The sequence below is a fragment of the Streptomyces sp. NPDC001027 genome, assembly GCF_040299045.1.
In the GTDB taxonomy this organism is placed as follows: domain Bacteria; phylum Actinomycetota; class Actinomycetes; order Streptomycetales; family Streptomycetaceae; genus Streptomyces.
The window spans coordinates 1-23966 of the sequence record NZ_JBEPBI010000120.1; the positions used below are offsets into that span (position 1 = coordinate 1).

Consider the following 23966-nt stretch of genomic DNA (forward strand, 5'->3'; position numbering starts at 1 on the left):
CAACGGCTCACGGAGTCCGCCCGACGAAGCCCACTTCACGAATGACGGATCGGTCAGCCTCCGTACCGGTCAGCCCTGCCGCGCATACGCCCGGTTTCTCCGCCGCGGTCGACGAAGGCATCGATGAACGCCGACGGTACGAGGCCGCCGAGGAACGGCAGCGCAATGGGAACACCTTCAAATGGGTGAGAGCGCCGTTGCCCTGGCCTACAGTTCGGTTCATGGGGGAGAAGTCCATGTGGAGTGGGGTCCGCGAGCGGGTAGAGGCGCTGGCCCAGGTAGATGAGGCACAGCAGGTCTTCGGAGCCTGGGACCTGGCGGGGGGATCCGGTCATCACTTCCGGTTCGCGGATCCGCTGTCGGAGCCGGAGGTCGCCGAGGCGGAGGCCCAGTGGGGTGTCTCGCTGCCAGCGGAATACCGGGGCTTCCTGCTCGAGGTCAGCGCCGGCGGTGCGGGGCCGGGGTACGGGCTCAGCATCCTGCGCCGGACGGACGCGGGATGGCTGTGGAGCAGCGTGGACCGCCACCTGCGCCACGACTACCTGCGGCTTCCGTTTCTGACGGAGGGGGAACGGTGGCAGGTTCTGGCGGAGCACGATGACAGGCAGCCACTGCTGTCCGGCTTCGACGAAGAGGAGGCGTACTTCGCGGCATACAGCGCCTGGATGACCGCGGGTGACGAACTCCTCGACTGGGTCACGCGCGGTGCGTTGAGGCTCAGTCACGAGGGCTGTGGCTATTGCGGCTGGCTCGTCCTGACAGGCCCGGAGAGTGGCCGTATGTGGGCGGACGACCGCCCGGGCGGTGGTGAGTTCCGCCCACTCGGCGAACCCCGGACGCCGGTCGGATTCGCACGCTGGTACCTCCACTGGGTGGAGGGCGCCGAGACCGCCGCGCGTCGTCCGCCCCGTCGTCCGCGCTAGGCGAGACGTGCTGGGGAGCGCTGGGAGAACTCGTTTGCGCTTCGGGTGAGTTCAGCCCCTCAGGGACCCAGCCACCCTCGGCGCTCTTCGCGCCGCTCGGGCCGCGTGGTGCCAGGCCAGACCTGCTGGAGGACACCGGGCGGAAGCAGGGGCTCCGGTGCTCCCGCGCCGTCGGCCAGCAGGCAGGACGATCACCGGCATCTCCGCCCGCCGCTTCGGGTGGCGGGTTCAGGACGGGAACTGTGCCGCCCCCCCACCGCGTCCCCACGGCCGAGGAGACCCCGCCCCGTCCAGGCGGGGCGGGGGAGGGAAGAGAGCGGAATGAGCGCATCGGGATTCGCCGAATGGGCCCGTCACTTCGAGACCGAACGGGACCGCCGCGCAGCCCGGCCCGACCCACGCTGGGAGGCGGGCGCCTCACTGCCCCCGGCGGTGCGGGCGAGCATCCAGCGATTCCAGGCCGGCGAGGACGGCGACAGCTCGGCCCTGTTCGCCAAGGCGGACGCGGCGGGCGATCCGGAGTACGCGGCAGCGCTGAGACTGTTCGTCGCCGAGGAGCAGAACCACGCGAGGCTCCTCGCTCTGCTGCTCAGGGCGGGCGGGGCGACGACGCAGGCCGGACACTGGAGCGACACGGCCTTCGCTCAACTGCGTCGCGTGCCGGGGTTGCAGACGGAGCTGCTGCTCCTGATGGTCGCGGAGGTGGTGGCTCTGCGCTACTACCGGGCGCTGCGTGACGGGACCGACGATCCGCTGACGTCGGAGGTCGCGGGCCGCATCCTGGCAGACGAGGAGAGGCACGTGCCGTTCCACTGCGCTCGGCTGCGCGCGTCCGTCGCGGAGCTGCCGCGCGCAGCCCGGCGGCCCCTGCTGGCGGGCTGGCGGGTGATGCTCCTCGGCGCGGTCGTGGTCGTAGCGGCCGACCACGGGCGGGCGCTGCGCAGGCTCGGGGTCGGGCGAGGACGTTTCGTGGCGGACGTGCTGAGGTCGGGCGGTCCGGTGGTCGCGGCGATCCTCGGGACCGCTGGCTTCGAACGGCAGGATCAGCCGAGGTATGGCTGACATGGACGGCAGGACTCCTACCGCTGCCGGTCAGCACGGTGCGATGGCTGGACTCCGACACTGACCGCACGTCAGTTCTCCAGCGCCGCGAGGCCGTCGGCCGGTGTCGCCCTGTCCACCAGCGTGCCGCGCGCCGAGTCTGCCGCGGGGGGACCTTGACTGGCGACCAGAGCCAGCTCATCCGGTAAGCGCGTGGCTATGAAGTCGGGCGATGCACACGCCCCAGCCCGCTTCCGCGCCGACCTCGGCGAAGCCGGCCGCGGTCGCGTCCAGCCCGGTGAGGCGCTCCAGTATCGGCGAGTTCGGGTGTCCAGGTGTGCGGAACAGGTGCCTGGGAAACAGGCGCGATTTGGTGTCTCTGCTCCCTGTCCCTGATGTGTACAGCTGGATGTTCTGGGTCGTGGAGGCTGACGGGCCCGCTCGGCGGTACTGGCGGAGTGCCGGAGATCAGCCGCCAGAGATGACGGGGACAAAGGCCTTCAGCAGGCTGCTGCGTAGTCCACTGATGCCGTGGAGCGATGGAGCCTTTTACAGTGCCGGTCGCGAGCAGTGGTCCGGGGAGGGGCTCTCCGGGGCGCATGAGCGGTGGGGGCACCGACACTTTGGCCGACCTCTCCCGCCGGTAGTCCGAGCCGCTGCTGCCGCGACGCGCCGCAGCCCTCGCCGCCCTCCCTCGCGGAGCCCGATGGATCCCACCAGAAAGAGATGGCGAGATGGCAGAGCAGTACCTGTCGGCGTACGCGATCGACGCGGATGCCTTCATTGGGATCGTCGGCTCCGACGACGCCACGCTCGTCCATACCACACTCGGCAGGATCGGGGAACTCACAAGAGCCCACGAGCTGATGCGGGCCACGGAGACAAGCGAGGTGGAGCCCGCGCTACGGGAGATCGCCACGGGACGGCTCGACCTGTCCCGTCCCGGCGGGTACACCTGGCTGCTGGAGCTCCTCGGCCCCGCTCTCGGCACCCCACTGGGCGCGTTGACCCTGCCGGGACGCGGATGGCACCAGCTCGACGAGGTGTTCCGCACCTGGCAGCCGACAGCACTCGCCGACCTGTGGAAGCGGTGCTGGGCATTTCAGACGGGCTCATCCCGTCGACCCTCGGTACAGGTCTGGGACACACCGCGTCTAGGCTGCGGGCGTGGACTACAGCGAACTCGAGGCGCATATCCTGCAGATGATCGTCGCGGCCTCCGAGGAAGACGTTCGTGCCTTCGGCGAGGAGACGGTCACTCGTCTGGTGCGGCCGGAGCTGCTGCGCGGTGCGGCCGAGGACGAACTCACCGATGAGGCCCGGGCGGTACTGGGGACCGCGTGCGCGAACGTTCTGACGATCAGCGCCGCCGAGCTGCACGACGCTCTTGCAACGATGTACGACGGCATCCTGGTCGAGGACGGTCTGGACACCGGAGTCCTCACCGTCATCAGCGCGTTGGAGCACTGGAAGAGCTACCTGGAGCAGAACCGGCGCGGCGAGCTCTACGAACTCGCCATCCGTTCCATCGAGGACATCGACCACGAGGTTTCCGCCGACCTCCACGACTTCCTCGCCACACCGCAGATGGCCGCCGAGTACCAGCGCATCCGCCGGCTGTTGGACCCCGGCGCAAGGCAGGAACACGACGCCCGCCAAAGCGGGACCCACCAAAGGTAGTTCTGCAACCACAGCGACACGGGCCGCCTGGCGCTCTGCCCGTCGCTGTTCAGTCCCCGGCCCGTATCAGCCCGCTCTCGTAGGCGAAGATCACCGCGTGGATGCGGTCGCGGAGGCCGAGTTTGGTCAGGATGCGGCCGAGGTGGGTCTTGACGGTTGTCTCTCCGACGAAGAGACGGCCGGCGATCTCGCCGTTGGCCAGCCCCCGCGCGACCAGGACGAGGACCTCCCGTTCCCGGTCGGTGAGCGCCGCCAGGCGACTGCGCTGGGCCGGCACGGGCGCGGGGGAATCGAGGACGAAACGTTCGACCAGGCGCCGGGTGAGCGAGGGAGCCACCATGACCTCGCCCCGCAGCACCGCCCGGACGGTCACCAGGATCTCCTCGGCGGGGGCGTCCTTGACGAGGAAGCCGTTCGCACCGGCCCGCAGGGCCGCGTAGGCGTACTCGTCCAGATCGAAGGTGGTGACGACGAGGATCCGGGGCCCATGGGCCTGCGCGCAGAGGTGTTCGGTCGCGGCCAGCCCGTCCAGACCGGGCATGCGTACGTCCATCAGGACGAGGTCCGGCTCCAGAGCAGCCACGCCCGCGATCGCCGCATGGCCGTCGGCGGCCTCGCCCACCACGGTGAGGTCGGGCTGGCTGTCGACGACCATGCGCAGTCCCATCCGGATCAGTTCCTGGTCGTCGCAGATCAGCACCCGGGACGATGCCGGAGCGGGAGTCGGGGTCGGGCCGCTCATGGGGTCGCCGCGCTGGACTCGGGCAGGATGGGACCCAGAGTGGCGGTGACCCGGTAGCCCCCGCCGGGTGTGGGTCCGGCGTCGACGCTCCCGCCGCACAGGGCGGTGCGTTCGCGCATGCCGGAGAGCCCGTGACCACGGGAAAGCTCTCGATCGGGGTGCTCCGATACGGTTGCCGCTCCCGCTCCGGCCGAGTTCTCCACCCGGACGCGGACCAGCCGACCGGGCCCCTCGGCGCCGGTGTCCACCCGTACGTCGATCGTGGCGTTCGGCGGCGCGTGCTTGACGACGTTGGTCAGCGCCTCCTGCACGATGCGGTACGCGTGCACGGTGAGATCCGCCGGAAGGCCGCCCGGCTCTCCTCGCAGGTCCAGCCGGGCGCGCGTCCCATTGGTGTTGAGGCGCCCGACCAGCCGCCGCAGATCGCCCGAGAGGGACTCTCCGTTCACACACCCACCGGATCCGGGGCCGGGTCCGGGGCCGTCGGCTGAACCTTCCGTGTCGGGGGCGCGCAGCACGTCCAGCAGTCGGCGCAGTTCGCCCAAGGCGTCGCGACCGGTCGCGCTGATGACGCCGAGGGTCCGGTCGACGACGGTGGGGTCGGCGTGCCGCATCAGCCGGCCGCCCTCCGCGTTCAGCACCATCACGCTCACACTGTGCGCGAGGACGTCGTGGATCTCGCGGGCGATGCGCGCCCGCTCCTCGACGACGGCCACCCGGGCCAGCGCGAGGCGCTCCGACTCGGCGAGCGAGACCCGCCGCTCGAACTCCGCGACATAGGCGCGCCGGGCACGGACGTACTCACCGAACACCCACGCCCCGGCCAGCAGCAGGCCCACCGCGAGCGGGGTGAGCCAGGCGCCGCGCGCGCCCGGGCCCCCGTAGTCCCGCTGCCAGGCCGGAATCCACAGCACGACACAGCCCGCGGCGCAGAGCACCGTCGCCGCGGCCGCCCCGCGCAGGCCGCGCACCGTGAGCGTTGCCAGGACCGCGGCCAGGGCGACGGCGCCGCGCCCCGGTTCCTGCCCCCACACCTGGCCGAGGTACTGCGCCCAGAACCCGGCCGTCACCAGGACCGCGACGAGCACCGGCCGGCGGCGGCGCCACAGCAGAGGCAGCACCAGGGCCATGTACACGCCCGCCTGCACCCAGACGGGCCGCCAGCCCGGCTGCGGACGGATCACCGGGGGCACGGCCACCAGCACGATCAGCAGCAGGTCCGTCAGCCACGGATGTCCGCGCCGCAGACGGGGGAGTGTCTCGATCAGCCGTTGCACCGCCTCACGCTACGGCCGGGACCCGCTCCCCGGCATCGTCCTGGCGGGCGTCACGGCGTCCTCCCGCAGTCGTACGGACACCGGCCGGGGATACGACGTGAGGCCACCCCGAGCTCTTCCAGCATGGCCGGCATGTCGATCACCACCGAGTTCCTCAGACGGCCCCTCATGACCGGCGCCGTGGCCGCCAGCTCACGGCGGCTGGCGTACGCGATGACCGACGGCATCGGCCTGGAGCAGGCCCGGCTCGTCGCCGAACTCGGCCCGGGAACCGGGGCGTTCACCGACGCGATCCTCGCCCGGCTCGCACCCCACGCACGGCTCGTCGCGGTCGAGCTCAACCCGGTGCTCGCGGCCCGGCTCTCGGCCACTCGGCGCGACACCCGGCTGACCGTGGTCCAGGACACGGCCGCCGAGCTGGCCGCAGTGGTCGGCGAACCGGTCGACGCCGTGGTCTCCGGGCTTCCGTGGACGGTGATGCCGCAGGACCGGCGCCGGCACATCCTGGACGCCGTGACCGAAGTCCTCGCGCCCGGCGGCCGGTTCACCACCTTCGCCTATCTGCACGCGGCCTGGACCCCGCCCGCCCGTCACTTCACCGCCGAACTCGCCTGCCGCTTCGACCGGCTGGAGCGCTCGAAGGCGGTGTGGGCGAACCTCCCGCCTGCTTTCGCCCACCGGGCCACCAAGAGGCCGTGACCGCGACCTGGAGGATCGGCGAGCGGGCACGGGACCGTCCGCGCGCCGATGGGGCCGAGGCCGCGACCGGAACACGCCGTCCGAGACGCCCCGACAGACGTCACTTGAGACGAGAGTCGTCTGCGGAAGAAGCCGGCACTCGCCGGGGAGCGCGCCCCTCGTTCGGGCTCAAGCCGTCAGCAGGGCGATGGCGATGACCACCGCGAGCATCAGCACCACGCAGCCGCAGGTGGTCAGTGAGTCGCGCCGGGCGCCCCTGGCTCCCTCTTCGGTGTCCGCCCGCCAGGACGGGTCGAGGACCACCTCGCCGGACTCGAGTGCCGCCGCCACCCGTTGGACCTGCGCGTAGGAGTACACCGTGGAGGTGCTCTCGCCGAAAGTTCCGTAACTCTTCCGCTCTGTCGTGCCCACCCCGTGGGCGGAGGCCACCTGGGGCACTTACTTCCTTCTGACCGTCCAGAGAGCGGCGGCCCTGTCGGCCGTCACCCAGCTGAGGTTCGGGGGCGGCGCTTCCGGCGTGGTCATGCCCGCCATGGTGCCGCTGAGGGCAGCACCGGACATCCGCAGATTTACGTAGACCCCCTACTCCCTCGCACCGCTGCGGGGCACGGCCCGCAGCGCCGTGCCGGACCACGCGACCGGGGTGCCAGGCCTTCGGAGGCGGGCCCGCTGTCGATCAGGGCGAGCAACTCGAAGTATCGGTCCCGGCCACCGTGCTCGCGGCGATCACCGACCTCTCCAGCACCCACACCAGGGCCCACGCACGGAGCCGACTCAGGGAAGTGTGTATCCGCCCACGGCGGCCAGCCTGCCCTTCCTGTTCGAACTGGCCGCCGACGGCGCCACGCCCGACCGGGCTGCCGTCGTCGCCCTGCTGGTCAGCATCGGCCGGGAGTCCCTGGAGCGGGGCTTCGAGGACGACGGCGCCGAGATCGGGTACTACCCTCCGACGGGATGCACGCAGGCCGTCGCCTTCCTGCGCGAGCGGAGCGCGGAGTTCGCCGGGTTCGCCCGCGACAGCGACCCGGACGTGCGCCTGGCCGCGATCGGTGGGCTCGGGCTCTTCCTCGACGACGCCGACCGGAGGTCCCATCAGGCGATGACCGAGATCATGGTCTCTTCGCGGTGCACGTACGCTCTGGATGCGCGGTCGACCCAAGGTGCGCCGGGCGTGAGCCCGAGGTGTTGGACGAAGGGAGCGTTCCGCAGTGACACGTGATCACGAGGAAGAAGTCCTGGCCCGGATCGCCAAGGGGCTTGTGTACACCGAGTCGGAGGCCGCCTTCCAGGGCCCTCGGCGCCGCACCGAGCAGATCTTCGAGTACAACCACACACCACCGAGCGAAACGGAGAAGCGGCGATCGCTGCTCGTCGCGATCTTCGGTTCCGTCGGTGAACGCACTGTGCTGCTGCCGCCGTTCCACGCCGGGTTCGGCAGCAACGTCCATGTCGGCGACGACTTCTTCGGGAACGTGAACCTCACGTTCGTCGACGACGTGGACATCCGCATAGGCGACGGAGTCATGATCGCGCCCAGCGTGACACTGACGACGACGGGACACCCGGTGCATCCCTCACGACGCGCTGACTTCGGACGGTTCTCGGAACCGATCGTGATCGAGGACAAGGTATGGATCGGTAGCAACGCGGTGGTCCTGCCAGGCGTTCGCATCGGATACGGGTCGGTCATCGGCGCCGGCAGCGTCGTCAGTCACAGCATTCCCCCCATGACCGTCGCGGTCGGAACCCCCTGCCGGGTGGTCCGCCCCATCACGGACGAGGACCTCACCACACGTACCGCCGGGCATCAGGGCTAGTTACGGAGGTCCACGACGCCAGCACCGCCACTCGGGGACGGACAAGTCGGTGTGAGACATCGGGACGGCCCCGGTCGCGACACTGCCGTCATGTCTCGTGAACGTCCCGAGCTGGGTTGATCGACGACCGCTGCCGAAACTCATCGAGAAACGCTGGCCGTTGAGAGGCTCTCGCACAACTGCTGTGATGCGCCTACTTCCTGTGACTGACGGCCTCGTCGGTGTCAGATGCCGGACAGCCTGGGCTCGACAGCTTTGCGTACCCGCTCCGTCTGGGCAGGCCAGGTGGGCCTTCGTGCCCCGAGTCGCGCGTTCAGCTGACCGCAGCGCCGAACCACCGGGGAAGCCGGTCGAGCAGATCCTGCTGATCGTCACCAACCCACGCCACGTGGCCGTCCGGCCGCAACAGCACTGCGGGCGCGTCCAGTTCCTCGCTGATGTCGGCGACGTGGTCGACTCGATCTGCCCAGCCCGCCACCGAGAGGCGGCCAGTCTGATCGAGCAGCAGCCCGCGGCCGCCATGCATCAGCTCATAGAGGCGACCCCGCTTCAGCCCCACGTCCCGCAACCGTCGGCCGAGCAGTTCATGCCCCTCGCCGAAGTCGTAGCGGACCCCGATCGCAGTGATCTTCTCCGTCAGGTACCGGTTCACCTCCCCGAAGTCCATCAGTTCCGACACCAGCCGACGCACTGCTCGGGGACCCGGCTCGACGGACATCAGCTCCATCTGCGCGCGGGTGTTGTCCAGCACGTCGGCGGCCACCGGGTGCCGTTCGGCGTGGTAGCTGTCCAGCAGTCCCTCCGGTGCCCAGCCGTTGACTTCGGCGGCCAGCTTCCAGCCGAGGTTGAACGCGTCCTGGATGCCGAGGTTGAGCCCCTGCCCACCGGTCGGCGGGTGGATGTGCGCCGCGTCGCCGGCCAGCAGCACCCGGCCGGTCCGGTAGCGCTCGGCCAGCCGGGTGGCGTCGCCGAAGCGGGAGAGCCAGCGCGGTGAGTGCACGCCGAAGTCGGTGCCGGCGAGCTTCCGCACCTGCCGCTTCAGCTCGTCCAGAGTCGGCGGGACCGTGCGGTCCTCGGCCACCCCTTCGGCGGGCGCGACGAGGCGGTACACGCCGTCCCCGAGGGGCATGGCGCCGAACCGCTGGTGGGTCTTGCGCACTTCGGCCATCACGGCGTTCAGCGTGTCCGGCGGCACGGTCAACTCCACCTCGCCCAGCAGCGTCTCGACCCTGGAGGGCTCGCCGGGGAAGCCGACACCGAGCAGCTTGCGCACCGTGCTGCGGCCGCCGTCACAACCGACGAGGTAGCGCGAGCGCAGCCGCGTGCCGTCGGCGAGTTCGGCGGTCACCCCGTGTTCGTCCTGGCTCAGCGCGACGAGTTCGCAGCCGCGCCGGATCTCGACGCCGAGTTCGGTGGCGTGCTCGGCAAGCAGGCGATCGGTGGTGGTCTGTGGAATGCCGAGGGTGTACGGATGTGCGGTGTCCAACCGGTCCGGCGCCGGCTTGTTGATGGCCGCGAAGAAACCACCGACCGGGTGTTGCTTGCCGAGCGCGAGGAACCGCTCCAGCAGACCGCGCTGGTCCATCACCTCGACGCTGCGCGCGTGCAGGCCGAGCGAGCGGACGATCCTGGTCGGCTCCGCCTCCTTCTCCACCACGAGCGCGTGAACGCCGTGCAGCCGCAACTCGCCGGCCAGCATCAAGCCGGTCGGTCCGCCGCCGGCAACGATCACATCAATCATGAACCCCCCACTCGACAAGGTTGCGGTTCGGCCAGCTGCTCCACGCCGTCCGGTGGCGCGCAGACCCGGACCTCCGCGGCGCGTGCCCGCAACCACACCGCGAGTCCCACCGGCGGATTCACGTCCCGCGGAACCCACAGTCGACAAGGGGGCACGTACTTCGCGAATCCCTGATTTCCCTAAGTTCTGGCCTCGGCCGACGATTCTGCGTCACGACCCGGGCCTTGCCGCAAGGCCCCCCGTGCGCTATAGGTTGAGAGTGGCAAGGAGTAGGCGATCTCCTTGCCTTTGCTTGTTGCCGTCCGTTGTGAACGGACAAGACCCTCCCGCATCGGGGCCCGCGACGCGCGGTCGACAGCCGAGGTGTGCGCCGAAGGCGGCGATCCTCGCCCATACCCCACCGCGTGTGAGGGCCGGCATTCCGGCTGACTGCCTGGATAAACGCCGGGGCGTCGCCCGGGGTCCCGCACCGGGTCAGGCGGTGGTCCAGTCGCGCAGTTGCCGGGCGATCCGGGCGACGCCGAGCGCCCCGGTGGCGGCGTCGCGTACCAATGCGACAGCTTCCTTGGGCGGATAGTCCAAGGCGCGCTCGTTGAGGAGCAGGTAGGCCTCGGCCGCGTGCCAGGCGAAGGCCTCGTTGGAGTGTTCCAGGCACGGCAGCTTCGCCAGGGTCTGCAGCAGAGAGGCGGCCTTCAGATACGGCGAACCGTAGATGTCCCGCTCCATCGCCCGGGCGTTGACCCGGGCGACCGCCGCATACAGCGGCCCCAGATCGTCGACCTGGGGATCGCCGTCGAGCAGCTCGGCGGCGTGCAGCAGGAACGTCACGTCGAGCGGGTGGAGTTCGTACTCGCTCACGCGGCGTGGCCCTGCTCCCGCTGCTGAAGCTCCCGCAGCGCCTCCCGCTCGCTCGCCCGCTGCTCCGCGCTCGGGTCGATATTGCCGGGCTCGGCCGCGAAGGCCGCGCCGCTGCGGGCCATGGACGCCTTGAAGCCCTCCAGGAACCGCTGCTCCACCGCGGTCGCCCGTTCGTAGGCTGCCGAGAGGATGTACTCCTGCATGCTCACCCCCGCCTGCTTGGCGGCCGCCGCGATGGCTGCCCGTTGCGCAGGGTCGGGGAAACGCAGATTCATCGCCTTGGGATCCGACATGGCACCAACGGTACCAGTGGTACCACCGCTGGTCGATGCGGAAGGGCACCCCTTTCCCCGTGACGCCGTCGCGGACGACGGTGGCGCTGCCCGCCCTGCACCGCTGCCGCAGGCGCCCCAGAACGGGGACGGCCGGCGTCCGGCGGAGATCGCAGGCGTAGGCGAGCGGATGGCGCCGGCGGGTATGCCGCCCGTGCGACTTCTGGCTGACCTGCGTGGGCTACCGGCCACTCGGCTGGGGCAGGCATGAGCGGGGGTGAGACGTCCGGGGCGACCTGGCCCGGGTCGCGCTCCGGGCCGCGCCGGAGGCGGCCCGGAAGGACGGCAACGGCCGCGAGGCCAAGAAGAAGCCGCGGTTGGCTCGCACGGTGCGGCGCGACGGACGGCGTCGATCTGGAGCCCGCCGCCGTACCCGCCGGCCCGCTGCGTGCCCGGGAGACGCTTCGGACGGAGGCGGGCTACCGCCGCGCTCTCGCCGCGCACCAGGAGGGCGGCGCCGCTGTCGCAGGTGGACCCGCGCATCGCGGAGGCGGTGAAGCGGCGGACCGCGGCGATGCGGGAGCTGTCCCGCCGTGCGTTGACTGAGACCGACGTCGTCGCGGACGATGCGCCGGCCCCGATCGATCAGGCGCGCGTGCAGCGCCGCCAGGCCGCCGCGACCGAGGCCGCCGCCCTGCGCCGGGCCCGCCAGGAACGGGTGGCCAGGGCAGCGGCCATCAGACGCCGGCGGTCCGGAAGCCGGCATGAGGAAGATCAAGAGGGCGCCCGACGGGGCTCCCGCCGAACAGTGATCCTGGTCGACACTGTTCCGGCAGGAGCCCCGTCCTCCTGTGCGCGGCGACTCGACGCGCTCGATCCGCCGCTTATCCACACGGCGTGCGTCTAGAACACCACGGCCGGGTTGCCTCCCGGGTCCTCGTCGAAGCGGAAGTTGAGCCGGGCCTCGCCCTTGTTGCAGCTCACGGTGGTGAAGATCTGGGTTCCCCAGCCGTAGATGGGGTCGTCTCCGACGCACGTGCTCCGGTTCACCGGCTTGATCTCGAGCTGGCCGGTGTCGTCCCAGTACCTCATGTCGAAGCGCTGGTCCGAATTGCCGTTGCAGGGGTACAGGACGATCCCGCCGGCGTAGTCGCGCCAGCACTTGCCTGTGGAGCCCTCGACGATCGTGTACGTGTTGTTGCCCGCGGGACGGAACTCCATGCCGCTGTAGGTGTCGGGATTCGTCGGGCCGGACATCAGATTGGTGCCGGTGATGTAGTTCTGGAAGGTCAAGTGGCGGAAACCGTCGTGGGTGTTGAGCAGTTCGACCTCCGCGTTCGCCGCGAGGCGGCGGAACTCCACGGAGAAGTGGTCGGAGCCGTAGCCACGGGTCCAGCCCCGGTAGGCGACGATCCGCTCGTTGGACACCATGTAGTCCAGTTCACCGCCTGCCTGGTGGGTGGGGCCGCCCACCGTGTACCTGTGCCAGCCGCGCCGGATCGCGAGGTTGTCCGGCGCGCGGTTCCAGTCCCCCATCGCCGCCCAGATGCGCGCTCCCGCTGTCGCTGCGATGTTCTCGACCATCCGGGCACCGTCGTTGCCGCCGTTCGACAGCGCGTGCACGCTGAAGTAGAGCGTGTTGCCCAGGGTGATGCCGAGGGCCGGCCGGGAGGTCGGCAGCCCGCGGTTGTCCCAGAAAGCGGGCCGGACGACGTGCATTTGGCTCGGGTAGTCGCGGCTGAGGATGGCGATGTTGACCCGGCCGCCGAAGGCGCCCACCGCACCGCTGAAGTCCGTGCGGATGTAGAAGATGTACCAGTCGCGGTTCTGGCCCAGGGGCCGCCACCGGAACCCCTGGACGCGCCAGCCGTGCCAGTTCTGGGCGCCGCCCAAGTAGTCCGAGGTCCACATCAGCTCTCCGGGCGGCCGGGCGCCGACCTCCTGAAGCGCGATCACGTTCGAGCCGCGGTTGATGATCTGCGGGATGTCCGTCGTCCACTTGTTGCCGCCGCCCTGCATGTTGTAGGTGGCGTTGACGTGGTCCTCCACGGCCGCTTCGGCGTGCTGCGGCATCCCGAGGGAGGTGAACAAGCCCGCCAGCATGGCCAGTGCGAGCACCGGCACGAGACGTCTCATCCGCGTACGGCGACCGCGGCGGCGGTCCCGTCTCTCGCGGGACGCCCTGGGGAGGGGAATCCTCATCTGTCGTCCTTTCCGGTCCGCACCGCTGCCGGCGCGGGAAGTGCGTAGGGGGGCCCGGTCATGTGAGGTCGGCGCTGCTGCCGTCGGGGTCGGCCGGTGTGGGGTCGGTGACCGCCGTGATCTTGACCTGATCCGGGTAGGCGGCGAGCAGCGGGTCGGTGACCGAGGACGGGGCGTCGGTCTCCACCACCACCCGGTCGCTCATCCCGTCGTAGCGGACGGCCACCCGGTAGGCGGTGGTGTCGCCGTCCGCGGTCACCTGTCGCAGGGCCGCGTCCTGGACTTCGGTGATCTGGGCGAGCGTGAAGTGGGGGCTCTTGGCCGTGGTGGGCGTCGGCCAGTCGGCCGGGACCTCGCCGTACTCGGAGGTCCAGCCCGGCGGCTTGGCCAGGTCGTCGGTGTCACCGGTGTAGTCGGACGGGAAGACGATGACGGGCCCGATGTTCGGGTCGTTGAACGCGGCGAGCGCGCAGTTGTAGTCGGCGAGGGCCTGCACCTGCTGCCACTGAAGCTTCGTCGCGGGGTCGGCGACGTCGTCGGCCGGTCCGGCCGCCGTGCTCAGTACGGTGCCGACCGTCCGCTCCGCCGCAGCGCATCGGGCCGGGGGCGGGCTGTCGAGCGTGTACGCCTCGATCACGAGCTTGCCCGCGTACTGGGTGGCCAGCGGGTCGGTGACCGAGGTCGGGGCGTTCGTCTGCGCCACCACGCGGTCGCGCTCGCCGTCGTAGAACACGTTCAGCTGGTATGCGGTGTCGTCACCGGGCGGCTGCACCTGTGCGTTGACCGCGTTCTGGATGTCGGTGATCTGGGCTACGGTGAAGAGCGGGCTCTTCGCTGTGGTCGGCTGGGGCCAGCTGTCGGGCGCCTGCCCGAACTCGTCCGTCCACTCCGGCGGGGCCTGGAGGTCGTCGATGTCACCGGTGTAGTCGGACGGGAAGATGACGACGGGCCCGACGTTCGGGTCGTCGAAGGCGGCGAGCGCGCCGTTGTAGGAGGCCAGGGCCTGGAGCTGCTCCCACTGCCCCTCGGTCCCGGTGGCGACGGCCCGTGTCTCGGAGGCGGACAGAGCCCGGTTGTAGACGCGGAAGTCCCGCATGCGGCCCTTGAAGTACAGGTCGTTGGCATACAGCGAACGGCCGATGTAGTCCGCGGTCGTCGTCCCGCCGCCGACCGCCCCGGGGGCGATGCTGACGTTGGTGCTGCGGGCCTTCTCCACGCCGTTCTCGTAAAGGATGCCGGTGTTGCCGGCCTGGGTGTACGTCACGTGCTTCCACATGCCGCGCGCCAGCTGGTACGAGGTGTCCGTGGGCCGGGTGTTCTGCTCGGTGTGCCAGTCGGCCGTCGTGATGGCTGTGCGGAACGCGTTCCCCGTGGAGAACAGGTAGCCGTTCCCCTTGCCGTCGCCGCCCGTGTTGCCGAACCCGTACAGGAAGTACGGCTTGGCCATGGCCGGGTCGATCCACACGTCGAAGTCGACGGTGATGGCGCTGAGCCCGGCCATGATGTTGTTCGGCACCTTGACATAGGTGTTGGAGCCGTTGAAGGCCATCCCCTCGCCGTCCCAGTCGACGGCGCCGTTGACCGTGCCGTCATGGTTGTTGCCGGAGGAGTCGTGCGCGACCGTGCCTGAGGTCTCGTCCAGCTTGTAGCGCAGCAGCAGACCGCTGGTGATCTCCGCCTGAGCCGGGGCCGCCGTGGTCATGGCGCCGGCCGCCAGGGCGAGGGTCAGCGCGGCGACGGCGCCGACCGACGCCCGTCGTCGTAGCCCGGCGTCCGTGCGGCGCGGGCGGGAGCCGGCTGGAGCCGCTGGGTTCGGTCGCGGCGCGGTCGTGGCCGGGGCAGCGGCCGACGCCGCACCGGCCGTGTTCTTTCTTCGCATGCTCTTCCTTTCGAGGCGAGGCACAGGCCTTCGGTCCGACGGCTGTGGAAGGGCGCCGGAGCCACGTCCCGGAGGGCGAGATGGGCAGCCCGAAGGTGTCCGTGTGGGCCAGAGAGTGGTGGGCGCGACAGGCGTCGGGACGCGGTTAGTGCGAGAGAGCCGGGACGCCGGATCCCGGTTCCGATCATGATGAAGGCGAGAAACCACGCCGGGCCATGGGTATTTCTACTCAGAGGTGGCGCGGACAGGGGTGGGGTCGGTTCATGGGGGTCGGGTCATGGTCGGCGGGTCGGGCGTTCGTCCCAGCGGTGAGTCGTCCATGCCCGCCGGATCAGGCTGCGCATGGTGATGCTCGTGTCTGAGGGGTCGAAGAACGCATCGCCGACGGTGGCGTGCCGTTCGTAGCAGCGGGCGAGCCGGTGGAGGGCGTTCTGCCAGGCGTGGGTGCGTGCGACGTGCCGACGCCGCCTGGCCTGGATACGTGCCTTCTCGCCCCTGGAGGCGTCCGCGGCGATCTGGCCGAGGGCGAGGCCGACGATCCGGTCGCAGGAATCGAGCGCAGGGTGCGGTGCCGCTTCGGCGCAGTTCCAGGAAGCGGGCGACGGACAGATCGAGGCACAGGGGCAGGCCGTGCGAGTGGGCGGTGATGACCTGCCGGATGTCTTCGCTGATCAGGGGTCGGCCGTCGCGGGTGAGGGGTCGGGCGAGGTGCCGGTCGGGGTGGGCGAGGACCGCCGTCCGGTGATGCTGGACCTGAAGGAGGCGGCGCAGGAGCCTGCCATCCGCCAAAGCCCACCCGTGTTGCGGGCTGAGGCCTCAGGGGGTGAGTGTCACAGCGTGCAGTCCGCCCCGGCGTGGCGCCGGGGCGGACAGGTGAGCATGATCGAACCCGGGTTTCGGGCCGCCGGTTCCCGCTCGTCACGGTATGCAGGTGCCGGAACCGGGCAGAGCACGGCCTTCCTCAGGTCACTCGAAGACGACGTCCGAAACGGACACGAAGAACTCGCCGGTCATCTGCTGCTCCTGGTCGACGTGGTCGCAGCACCTCTCCGGGTTGCCGGTGGTGCAGACGCCGCCGTGCCCGCCCCAGATGTTCACGATCGCGTGCCGACCCGTCTTGCGTCCGGCCAGTGCTTCCGTGGTCCATGCCTGTTCGGGGTCGCGGCCGTGGACGACCACCATGAACGGGGTCGGCTCCAGGTCAGCCCAGGACAGCGGGGTCGAAGCGTTCCAGCCGTCCTTGGTGACGAAGAACTGGTACGTCCACGTCGGTCCGGTGTGGCTGGCGGTGTGCTCGTAGGAGAAGGTGAGGTCCTTGGCGCCCGCGTCGAGGGCGGTGGTCGGCCAGTCACCCACGAGGTCCAGGCCGGCGAAGCGGGGGTTGCCCGCGGAAGCGACCTTGCCGTCGTCGCCGCCGGAGCTGAACTTCCGGTACTCCAGGTAGTGGCCGTGCCGGTTCCACGGGTAGTCGGCGCACATCCGTTCCTTGCCGGGGACGACTTCCGCCCACCACACGTCCGGGGCGCAGGCCGCACGGACCTGGTCGCAGAAGGCGCTCGTGCAGGCGTGGCTTCGGCCGTTCTCCGCGGGCTTGAGGGCGAGTACGGACCGGCCCGGCGGGTCGGCCATGTTGCCGTGCCTGGGCTGCGCGAGGTCCCCGGTGCGGTCGTCGGGCACCGCGACGGGGATCGGCTGGTACGGATCGTCGGTCTGGCCGGGGACGGTGCACTCCTCGGAGAACGGGCTCCAGCTGCCGTCGGCGCGTCGGGACCGGACCTTGACGCGGTAGGTGTCGCCTGGATCGGTTCCCAGGGTGACCCAGTGGTTGGCGGCGAGCTTCCAGCCGCCCCACCAGGTGGGCCAGTCCAGATGGAGGGTCTGGGCGGGGTGGCCGTTGAGCCACACCTCGTACTCGTGCGGGTACGGGGCTTTGCCGTCGTCCCAGTCGGGCGGCATGGTGTCGCCGCCGGAGTTGCCTCCGGTGGTCCATCGCAGGGAGATGCCGTGGAGGGTCTCGGGGCCGTCGGTCCGGTACGTCGTGACGGCCGTGAGGTTCTTCACGTCGTAGTAGTCGCCGTTGACGGGGGAGCTGGAGTCGGGGGTCACCAGGATTCACCTCGGTCTTTCATGGCAGGGAAAGGACAGGGGAGGAGGGAGGGGGGACCTCTTCAGTCCCTCATCCCCGGCTCCTCGCAGCCACCCTGAGTCGCCCTAACGGGTGATGGTTCCGGCAGACCGCAGAGGGGTGCGTCGCCCGAGCTACAGGCCTGCAGCTAACAGGCACGGTGGACTCGGCGCCGGTCGCGATGCTCCTGGCGCAGCCACTCCGCGACCTCGGGCGTGGTGCCCAGTTCGGCCACGAGCCGGGGGAGCGCCTTGATGGCCTCCTCTCACGCGCGCGCCCGTGCGAGAGCGTGTGGTCGTAAGGCGGCGCCCGCCACGCGCTGCGCCCCGGGCGAGGTCGTACGCAGGGTCCCGAAAGGCGCCTGGCTGTGGCGACGAGCACCAGCCGGCCGTGTCGTACGACCGCCTCGCCTCGCGGTCCGCGGCGGACGCGCTGCTGGGCCTGCCCGGCAACCGGTCACGGTGTGGCACTGAAGCCCGCAGGCGAGCTCAGCCGCCCGGGCCGGTATCAACAGGCGTGGGCGCGGGGCATCGTGGAGCGGCTGACGAAGGTGGAGCTCGGTGCGGCGCACGAGACGCCGCTGGATGTGTGGGGGACCGGTCTACGGGGTGGCCTCGGGGATCCTGCACGGCCGCAGCTCACCCCGGCGAGGCCGCCGTCCTGTACGCGGACGTCCTCGCCGCGGCCCGCAACCTGCCGGTGCCTGAGCGGCACAGACGGTTGGTCCCTACGTGTCAGGGACGCAGGTCCTCTGCCGTCTCTTCGGGCTCGGTCTCCAGGGCTTCACGGTCCAGCGTCAGCATGACGAGGAAGAACAACGCTCCTGCCCCCGGCGGCCGCCACCACCGAGCCCACGATCGCGCGCGGCACGGTGCGGTGCGGGTCCTTGGCCTCCTCGGCCAGGTTGGCCGCCGAGTCGAAGCCGACCAGCGTGGCGAGTCCCGTGATCACCCCGTCAGTCCGGGCTCACCGCGCCGTGCGCAGGAGCTCCGCCGCGCGTTCGGCCACGAACACCGTCGGGGCCATGGTGTGTCCGCGGATGATCGTGGGGAACACCGAGGCGTCCGCGATCCGCAGCCCTTGCACCCCGCGCACCCGCAGCTGCGGGTCGGTCACTGCGAAGGGGTCCGACGAGTCGCCCATCTTCGCCGTGCCCCCGGGGTGGAAGGCGGTGGTGGCATCGTCGCGCACGAGCCTCTCGTACACCTCGTCCGGGACGTCGACGGGCGGATGCACCTTCACATGTCCGCTTGCTGTCTCGTCCTTTCGCGGTCGGCTTCGCCTTCTGCTGCAGGACGGTCTTCAGAGCCACGGCGCTGACGGCGGCGGCCAGTTCGCCCACGCGCCCTGCGGGCAGGCCGGCGATGTTCACGCGGCCGCCGTCGGTTCCGTAGATGCCGAATTCGTTGCGCAGCCCGAATGCCAAGCCGACTACGTGTCGGCTCGGGCCAGGGTCTCCATCGGGTTCGCGAGGATGGCGGAGAAGGCGAGTTCTGCGGCGCCGATGAGAACGGCGTCGTCGCCGAGTTCGCCGACGCGGAGCCGCAGGTCCTGGCGGCAGGCTGCCAGAGCATGACTGTTGACGCGGCTGCGGATCTGCGCGGCCGAGGCGAGGAAGACCTCGCGGAGCGTTCCGCCGAAGATCACGGTGCGCGGGTTGAGGATGTTGACCAGGGTGGCGACGCCGATGCCGAGCCAGTCGCCTATGTCCTGCAGGGCGGCACGGGCGGTGACATCGCCCCGGTCGGCCGCTTCTACGACGGCGCGTACGGCTTCGCGGCCGGCGGTCGACGGGTCGCGCTGCGCGGCTTGGAGCAGGGCGCGCTCGCCGGCCTCGGCTTCGAGGCAGCCGTGCGCGCCGCATCCGCAGCGTCTGCCGCCCCTCGGGTTGACGACCATGTGACCGACCTCCGCACCGTATCCGCTGTCACCGAGCAGGAGTTGGCCTCCGGTGATGACGCCGCCGCCGATGCCGATGTCTCCGTGCAGGTACACGATGTCCTGACAGTCGGCACCGGAACCGCGCAGGTGTTCGGCGAGGGCGCCGAGGCTGGCCTCGTTTCCGACCGAGACGGGAAGGCCGAGGCTCAGCCGACGGGAGAGATCCGCCCCGAAGTCCTCGTCATGCCAGTCGATGTAGGGGGCGGCCCGGACCAGGCCGTCGGGTTGGCGCACCAGCCCACGGACGGCGGCGCCGACGCCGACGCAGACGGTCGCCTCCGGCGCCGTGTCCACCATGTGCCGGGCGAGACCGGCGAGGACCTCGGCCATCTCACGGGCGCCGCGGCGGTCGGAATGCGTGCGGGTCTCCTTCCGGTCGAGGAAGACGCCGCCGAGGCCGATGCGTGCCGCGGTCAGCCGGTCCACACCCACGTCGAAGGCGAGGACGTACACCCGGTCGGACTCGGGCCGGACCACCAGGGAGGGGCGGCCCGCCTTTCCTGTGTCCCGGGGCAGTTCCTCACGGACCAGATCGACCGAGGCCAACTCGCTGACGAGGCCGAGGATGGTGCTGCGGTTGAGGCCCATACGGTCGGCCAGAACCGCCCGCGACACGGAGCCGCCGATGTGCACATGGCGGAGCAGGGTGCCGAGGTTGTGCCGACGGATCTCGTCCTGCGAGGGACCGGCTTTCATGCTGGTGAAGACCTCATCGTTGTACGGCCCGGCGACGGGAGAGGGCGTCCACGCCGGCGGCCAGGAGCAGGACCGAACCCGTGACAGCGTACTTGACGCCTGAGCTGTAGCCCATGAGACCCATGCCGTTCTGGATGACCGCGACGACCATGCCGCCGAGCACGGCGTCCACCACTCTGCCCCGCCCGCCGAAGAGGCTGGTTCCGCCGATCACTGCTGCGCCGACCGCCAGCAGCAGCACGTTGCTGCCGCCGGTGTTGGGGTCGACCGAGTTGCCTCGGGACGCGGCGATGACGCCGCCGACGGCGGCCAGGGACGAGCAGATGACGAACGCGGAGATGCGGATGGCGGCCACGTTGATGCCGGCACGGCGTGCCGCCTCGGCGTTGCCGCCCACCGCGTAGATGTGCAGGCCGAAGGACGTGCGCTGGAGCAGGAACGTGCCGGCGACGAGCAGGACGGCGATGACCGGCACCACGATCGGCACACCCTTGAGGGAGTCGACGATGACGTTGCGGCTGCGCTCCTGGTTGAGCGTGTGGACGGCGAGTGCGCCGAGCACCGCCAGGCCGCCGATCCGGACCGCCAGCAGAGCGGGCGGAGCGATGGTGAGTCCGCGTCGACCTCGGTTGTGGTTCTGCCGGATCTGGATGGCCGCGTAAGCCGCGACGCAGAACGCGAGGAGGGCCCAACCGATCGCGGGGGACAGGTTGTTGTTCGCGATCGCCAGGATGGTCTGGTCCTGGATGGAGATGTTGGTGCCCTCCTTGAGGAGGATCAGCACGACGCCCTGGAAGCCCAGGAACGCGGCAAGGGTGACCACGAAGGACGGAATGCCGATCTTCGCCACCAGGACGCCGAGCAGCAGGCCGATGACCGTGCCCGTGAGGATCGCCGCGCCGGCGGCGCCGTACCAGGGCCACCCGTGGTCGGTGAGCAGGATGGCCAGGACGGCGGCGCAGACGCCGCTGGCGTACCCGGCGGACAGGTCGATCTCGCCGAGGAGGAGGACGAAGACCAGGCCCATGGCGATGGTGATGCTTCCGGCGCCCTGGGTGAGCAGGTTGGCGAAGTTCAGCTCGGACAGGAAGACCGGGCGCAGGGCGGCGAAGAACACGCAGAGGACGATGAGACCGAGGACGGCGGGGAGTGCCCCCAGGTCGCCGCCGCGGACCCGCTCCGTGTAGGTGACGGCCACGGAGCGCAGGCTCACGGCACTCGCTTTTGCCTCCTTCGTCGACGCGTCGGTGCTGCCCGGTGTCCGCGGACTCTCCGGCTTCTCGGGGGCGACGGCGGCGTTCATGCGGCGGCTCCGTTGTTGTGGGCGAGGCCGAGGTCCCCGCTGCGTCCTGAGGTGATGAGTTCGACGACCTGGGAGTGCGTCACGTCGGACGTCCTGACCTGGGCTGCCATCCGGCCCAGGTAGAGGGCGGCGATCCGGTCGGACACCGCGAACACGTCGTTCATGTTGTGCGAGATCAGGACCACGGCGAGACCGTTGTCGGCTAGCCGTCGGACCAGTTCGAGAACCTGCGCGGTCTGGGCGACACCGAGTGCTGCGGTCGGTTCGTCGAGAACGACGACCTTGCTGTTCCACAGCACGGCCTTGGCGATGGCCACGGTTTGCCGCTGGCCGCCGGAGAGGCTGGAGACCTGCTGGCGGATGGACTTGACCGTGCGAACCGACAGTTCCTTGAGGGTTTTTGCGGCCATCTCCTCCATCGTCGCGTCGTCCAGCACGAGGCCCCGACGTTTTTCGCGGCCGAGGAACATGTTCTGCACGATGTCGAGGTTGTCGCAGAGCGCGAGGTCCTGGTAGACGATCTCGACGCCCAGGGCCCCCGCGTCTCGCGGACTGTGCACCTGTACCCGTGCGTCCTCGAACCAGTACTCACCCGCGTCTATCGGATGAATCCCGCCGACACACTTGACCAGGGTGGACTTGCCCGCGCCGTTGTCGCCCACGAGGGCGGTCACCTCGCCCGGGTGGATGTCGAAGGACACGTCGTGCAGCACCTGCACGGGGCCGAAACTCTTGTCGATTCCGCGGAGTCGAAGGATGGGGGTCGCTGTCATGGAAGACGGCTCCTTACGTCGTGAGGTCGCGGGCCCGGGGCGGTGGGAGCGCCAGGGGGCCGCGGCCGGCCGGCCGAGCGGGGGACCGCGTCGAACCGGCCGGGCTCTGGGGGCTACTTGATGCCGGCCTTGGTGCACAGGGCGGCGTAAGTGCCCGTGCACAGCTCGTCCTTGCTGACGAAGCCGTCGGCCACGACGTCCTTGACGTTGTCCTTGAAGACGGCCACCGGGGTCTCCAGCACGGAGGGCACGTCACGGTCGCCCTCGGGGTCGTGGACGGTGGCGTTCGTCTGCCCCTTCTGGCCCTTCGCGAGGGAGACGGCGAGCTCCGCGGTGGCGTCGGCCTCCTTCTTGACCGCCTTGTACACGGTCATGCACTGGTCGCCGGCGAGAATGTTCTGGAGGCCCTGCACGGTGGCGTCCTGACCGGTGACCGGGACCTGGCCATTGCGGTTCTGCTTGCGCAGTACCGCGATCGCCGCGTTACCGAGGCCGTCGTTGGCGGCGAGCACACCTGCGATCTTGGGCTGACTGGTGAGCATCTGCTCGAATATGGTTCCGGCCTGGGCGTTGTCCCAGTCCGGGACCGACTGGTCCGGCCCCTTGACGTAGTCGCCGGACTTGTACTTCGGGTCGAGGACGCCGTTGTAGCCCTTGGCGAACAGGGCCGCGTTGTTGTCGGTCGGTGAGCCGTTGAGAGTGGCGATGACCGGCTTCGTGGCCTTCATGTCGCTCAGGCACTTGCTGAGTCCCTCGCCCTGCAGCTTGCCGACCGCGGAGTTGTCGAAGCTGACGTAGTACTGGGCGGAGCCGCCCAGGGTGAGCCGGTCGTAGTCGATCGTGGCGACGCCCTGCGCCTTGGCCTTGTCCAGGACGGCCTTGCCGGTGCCGCTGTCCAGGTTCACGATCACCAGGACGTTGACGCCGTTGGTGATCATCTGGTCGGCGATGGTCTGGAACTGCTGCTTGTCCCCTTGCGCGTTCTGGATGTCGTAGTCGACACCCGCCGCCTTGAACGCCTCGGAGAGGTACTTGCGGTCAGCGGTCTCCCAGCGGGCCGACGACTTGCTGTCCGGAAGGATCACGCCGATCTTCGGCTTCTTGCCGCCGGAGTCAGAGCCGGAGCCGTCGGCGCTGGACGAGGAGGCGCCACCGCAGGCGGTGAGCGAGCCGACCAGTGCCACCGAGGCAGCGGTGAGGAGGAGTCCCTTGCGCATGTGCAGGGTCCTTTCTTGGATACGGCCGGGCGACCGGACGCACGAGGGTGCTGAGGAGGGGACGAGAGGGGCCGAGAGGCGAGAGGTGTGCCCTCGGCAGGAAAGCCGGGCTTCGGATGATCCGCCCTGGCTGAATGTTGTGAGCGGGAACTTACGACGTTTTCACGGCTTCGCGCCAGGGGTGCAACAGGAGAATTTGTTAACGGCCATAACAATCATGTGACGGGCGGTGTGCTCTGCCTCCTTCCGTGGTTGCCCTCGAACGAGGTCCGGCTGGCCGGATGTGGCCGCTCTGGCGTCGGGAAGGGGTGGCGGTCGACCGGGTTCCGGAGCCGCCGCCGGACTTCCGCGGGCCGCATCCGTTCCGGCGGCGAAGGTGAACGTGGGGTGGGGCGCGCCGGAGCGGTGCAGGTGGCGCAAGGTGAGGGAACGCCGTGACCGGTGCCGTTCGGCGCTGGAGGCCGTCGCGTCGGTCGCGTGAGCGGCTTCGCCTCGATGGTCATCATCTGCGTCGCAGGTCTTGACTTCGGCCACTCCGGGTCTCAATAGTGTGGGCCAATTAATCAACGGCCCTGACAAATGTCCGGCTCCTGCACGGAGGCCGCTGGGGCCAAGGCGGGAAGAGGGACTGCTTCCATGCTCCTCAGACACAGACTCCGCAGAGCAGGTGCGCAGGTCACGGTGTTGACGTTGGCCGTCACGGGCGGTGTGGCGGCCCTGGCCGCGGCGCCCGCGCAGGCCGCGAGCGGCACGATCGGCGTGACCCTGACGACGTCCGAC

At 70.1% G+C, this 23966-nt stretch carries 21 protein-coding genes and 1 pseudogene; 6 read left to right on the plus strand and 16 right to left on the minus strand.

Annotated features, from left to right (window positions below; genetic code table 11):
- Window positions 1–221: 221 nt before the first annotated feature.
- From ABT300_RS27255 to ABT300_RS27265, 3 genes are all read left to right on the plus strand, one after another.
- On the plus strand, window positions 222–923 hold the full coding sequence (locus ABT300_RS27255) for an SMI1/KNR4 family protein (protein WP_351680781.1): 702 nt from the start codon (window positions 222–224) through the stop codon (window positions 921–923).
- Between the two features lie 321 nt (window positions 924–1244).
- Window positions 1245–1985 (plus strand): ferritin-like domain-containing protein, encoded by a 741-nt coding sequence (locus ABT300_RS27260; RefSeq protein WP_351680784.1) that lies wholly within the window; start codon window positions 1245–1247, stop codon window positions 1983–1985.
- A 1146-nt stretch (window positions 1986–3131) separates the two neighbouring features.
- Entirely contained in the window at window positions 3132–3644 is a 513-nt protein-coding gene (locus ABT300_RS27265) for a hypothetical protein (RefSeq protein WP_351680787.1), read from the plus strand.
- Between the two features lie 49 nt (window positions 3645–3693).
- Here the strand turns inward: ABT300_RS27265 and ABT300_RS27270 are convergent, their stop codons facing one another.
- Together ABT300_RS27270 and ABT300_RS27275 are read right to left on the minus strand one after the other, a co-directional pair.
- Complete coding sequence (locus tag ABT300_RS27270) at window positions 3694–4386, minus strand: response regulator (RefSeq protein ID WP_351680789.1); 693 nt, start codon at window positions 4384–4386, stop codon at window positions 3694–3696.
- Complete coding sequence (locus tag ABT300_RS27275; protein WP_351680792.1) at window positions 4383–5663, minus strand: sensor histidine kinase; 1281 nt, start codon at window positions 5661–5663, stop codon at window positions 4383–4385. Before ABT300_RS27275 ends, ABT300_RS27270 begins: the two co-directional genes overlap by 4 nt.
- A gap of 132 nt (window positions 5664–5795) precedes the next feature.
- On the opposite strand from ABT300_RS27275, the gene ABT300_RS27280 reads away from it, so the two are divergent.
- On the plus strand, window positions 5796–6362 hold the full coding sequence (locus tag ABT300_RS27280; RefSeq protein ID WP_351680795.1) for a class I SAM-dependent methyltransferase: 567 nt from the start codon (window positions 5796–5798) through the stop codon (window positions 6360–6362).
- A 168-nt stretch (window positions 6363–6530) separates the two neighbouring features.
- Here the strand turns inward: ABT300_RS27280 and ABT300_RS27285 are convergent, their stop codons facing one another.
- A complete protein-coding gene (locus tag ABT300_RS27285; RefSeq protein ID WP_351680797.1) occupies window positions 6531–6800 on the minus strand; it encodes a hypothetical protein in 270 nt (89 codons plus the stop codon).
- A gap of 346 nt (window positions 6801–7146) precedes the next feature.
- Between ABT300_RS27285 and ABT300_RS27290 the strand changes: the two genes are divergently transcribed.
- Window positions 7147–7581, plus strand: coding sequence for a hypothetical protein (locus tag ABT300_RS27290; RefSeq protein ID WP_351680800.1), 435 nt, complete (start codon window positions 7147–7149; stop codon window positions 7579–7581).
- A complete protein-coding gene (locus tag ABT300_RS27295; RefSeq protein WP_351680803.1) occupies window positions 7571–8179 on the plus strand; it encodes a sugar O-acetyltransferase in 609 nt (202 codons plus the stop codon). Before ABT300_RS27290 ends, ABT300_RS27295 begins: the two co-directional genes overlap by 11 nt.
- 313 nt (window positions 8180–8492) lie before the next feature.
- Here ABT300_RS27295 and rox read toward each other — a convergent pair whose 3' ends face one another.
- The 13 genes and pseudogenes from rox to ABT300_RS27360 form a co-directional block, all read right to left on the minus strand.
- Entirely contained in the window at window positions 8493–9920 is a 1428-nt protein-coding gene (gene rox, locus ABT300_RS27300; protein ID WP_351680805.1) for a rifampin monooxygenase, read from the minus strand.
- 474 nt (window positions 9921–10394) lie between these two features.
- Window positions 10395–10778: a fic family toxin-antitoxin system, toxin component gene (locus tag ABT300_RS27305; protein WP_351680808.1), complete on the minus strand. Its 384-nt coding sequence runs from the start codon at window positions 10776–10778 to the stop codon at window positions 10395–10397.
- Window positions 10775–11071: a type II toxin -antitoxin system TacA 1-like antitoxin gene (locus ABT300_RS27310; protein ID WP_351680811.1), complete on the minus strand. Its 297-nt coding sequence runs from the start codon at window positions 11069–11071 to the stop codon at window positions 10775–10777. The genes ABT300_RS27305 and ABT300_RS27310 overlap by 4 nt, the downstream gene beginning before the upstream one ends.
- A gap of 882 nt (window positions 11072–11953) precedes the next feature.
- Entirely contained in the window at window positions 11954–13186 is a 1233-nt protein-coding gene (locus tag ABT300_RS27315; RefSeq protein WP_351680814.1) for an endonuclease/exonuclease/phosphatase family protein, read from the minus strand.
- A gap of 124 nt (window positions 13187–13310) precedes the next feature.
- Entirely contained in the window at window positions 13311–15131 is a 1821-nt protein-coding gene (locus ABT300_RS27320) for a LamG domain-containing protein (protein ID WP_351680817.1), read from the minus strand.
- Window positions 15132–15406: 275 nt separating this feature from the next.
- Window positions 15407–15634, minus strand: a pseudogene (locus ABT300_RS27325) (IS5/IS1182 family transposase); the annotation flags it as partial.
- Between the two features lie 463 nt (window positions 15635–16097).
- Window positions 16098–17237, minus strand: a complete 1140-nt coding sequence (locus tag ABT300_RS27330) for a lytic polysaccharide monooxygenase auxiliary activity family 9 protein (RefSeq protein ID WP_351680820.1) — start codon at window positions 17235–17237, stop codon at window positions 16098–16100.
- Window positions 17238–18039: 802 nt separating this feature from the next.
- On the minus strand, window positions 18040–18207 hold the full coding sequence (locus ABT300_RS27335) for a hypothetical protein (protein WP_351680823.1): 168 nt from the start codon (window positions 18205–18207) through the stop codon (window positions 18040–18042).
- Between the two features lie 15 nt (window positions 18208–18222).
- Window positions 18223–18498 (minus strand): GMC oxidoreductase, encoded by a 276-nt coding sequence (locus ABT300_RS27340; protein WP_351680825.1) that lies wholly within the window; start codon window positions 18496–18498, stop codon window positions 18223–18225.
- A 189-nt stretch (window positions 18499–18687) separates the two neighbouring features.
- On the minus strand, window positions 18688–19893 hold the full coding sequence (locus ABT300_RS27345) for an ROK family protein (RefSeq protein WP_351680828.1): 1206 nt from the start codon (window positions 19891–19893) through the stop codon (window positions 18688–18690).
- Window positions 19894–19906: 13 nt separating this feature from the next.
- Window positions 19907–21196: a sugar ABC transporter permease gene (locus tag ABT300_RS27350; RefSeq protein WP_351680830.1), complete on the minus strand. Its 1290-nt coding sequence runs from the start codon at window positions 21194–21196 to the stop codon at window positions 19907–19909.
- The gene (locus ABT300_RS27355) at window positions 21193–21969 is read right to left on the minus strand and encodes an ATP-binding cassette domain-containing protein (protein ID WP_351680833.1); all 777 of its coding nucleotides are present in this window, start codon (window positions 21967–21969) and stop codon (window positions 21193–21195) included. Before ABT300_RS27355 ends, ABT300_RS27350 begins: the two co-directional genes overlap by 4 nt.
- A gap of 113 nt (window positions 21970–22082) precedes the next feature.
- Window positions 22083–23186, minus strand: a complete 1104-nt coding sequence (locus ABT300_RS27360; RefSeq protein WP_351680836.1) for a sugar ABC transporter substrate-binding protein — start codon at window positions 23184–23186, stop codon at window positions 22083–22085.
- Window positions 23187–23966 lie beyond the last annotated feature (780 nt).

Coding starts and splice junctions, on each gene's coding strand:
- ABT300_RS27255 (WP_351680781.1), top strand. CDS start 222: ATGGGGGAGAAGTCCATGTGGAGTGGGGTCCGCGAGCGGGTAGAGGCG.
- ABT300_RS27260 (WP_351680784.1), top strand. CDS start 1,245: ATGAGCGCATCGGGATTCGCCGAATGGGCCCGTCACTTCGAGACCGAA.
- ABT300_RS27270 (WP_351680789.1), bottom strand. CDS start 4,386: ATGAGCGGCCCGACCCCGACTCCCGCTCCGGCATCGTCCCGGGTGCTG.
- ABT300_RS27280 (WP_351680795.1), top strand. CDS start 5,796: ATGTCGATCACCACCGAGTTCCTCAGACGGCCCCTCATGACCGGCGCC.
- rox (WP_351680805.1), bottom strand. CDS start 9,920: ATGATTGATGTGATCGTTGCCGGCGGCGGACCGACCGGCTTGATGCTG.
- ABT300_RS27310 (WP_351680811.1), bottom strand. CDS start 11,071: ATGTCGGATCCCAAGGCGATGAATCTGCGTTTCCCCGACCCTGCGCAA.
- ABT300_RS27315 (WP_351680814.1), bottom strand. CDS start 13,186: ATGAGACGTCTCGTGCCGGTGCTCGCACTGGCCATGCTGGCGGGCTTG.
- ABT300_RS27320 (WP_351680817.1), bottom strand. CDS start 15,131: ATGCGAAGAAAGAACACGGCCGGTGCGGCGTCGGCCGCTGCCCCGGCC.
- ABT300_RS27345 (WP_351680828.1), bottom strand. CDS start 19,893: ATGAAAGCCGGTCCCTCGCAGGACGAGATCCGTCGGCACAACCTCGGC.
- ABT300_RS27350 (WP_351680830.1), bottom strand. CDS start 21,196: ATGAACGCCGCCGTCGCCCCCGAGAAGCCGGAGAGTCCGCGGACACCG.
- ABT300_RS27355 (WP_351680833.1), bottom strand. CDS start 21,969: ATGACAGCGACCCCCATCCTTCGACTCCGCGGAATCGACAAGAGTTTC.
- ABT300_RS27360 (WP_351680836.1), bottom strand. CDS start 23,186: ATGCGCAAGGGACTCCTCCTCACCGCTGCCTCGGTGGCACTGGTCGGC.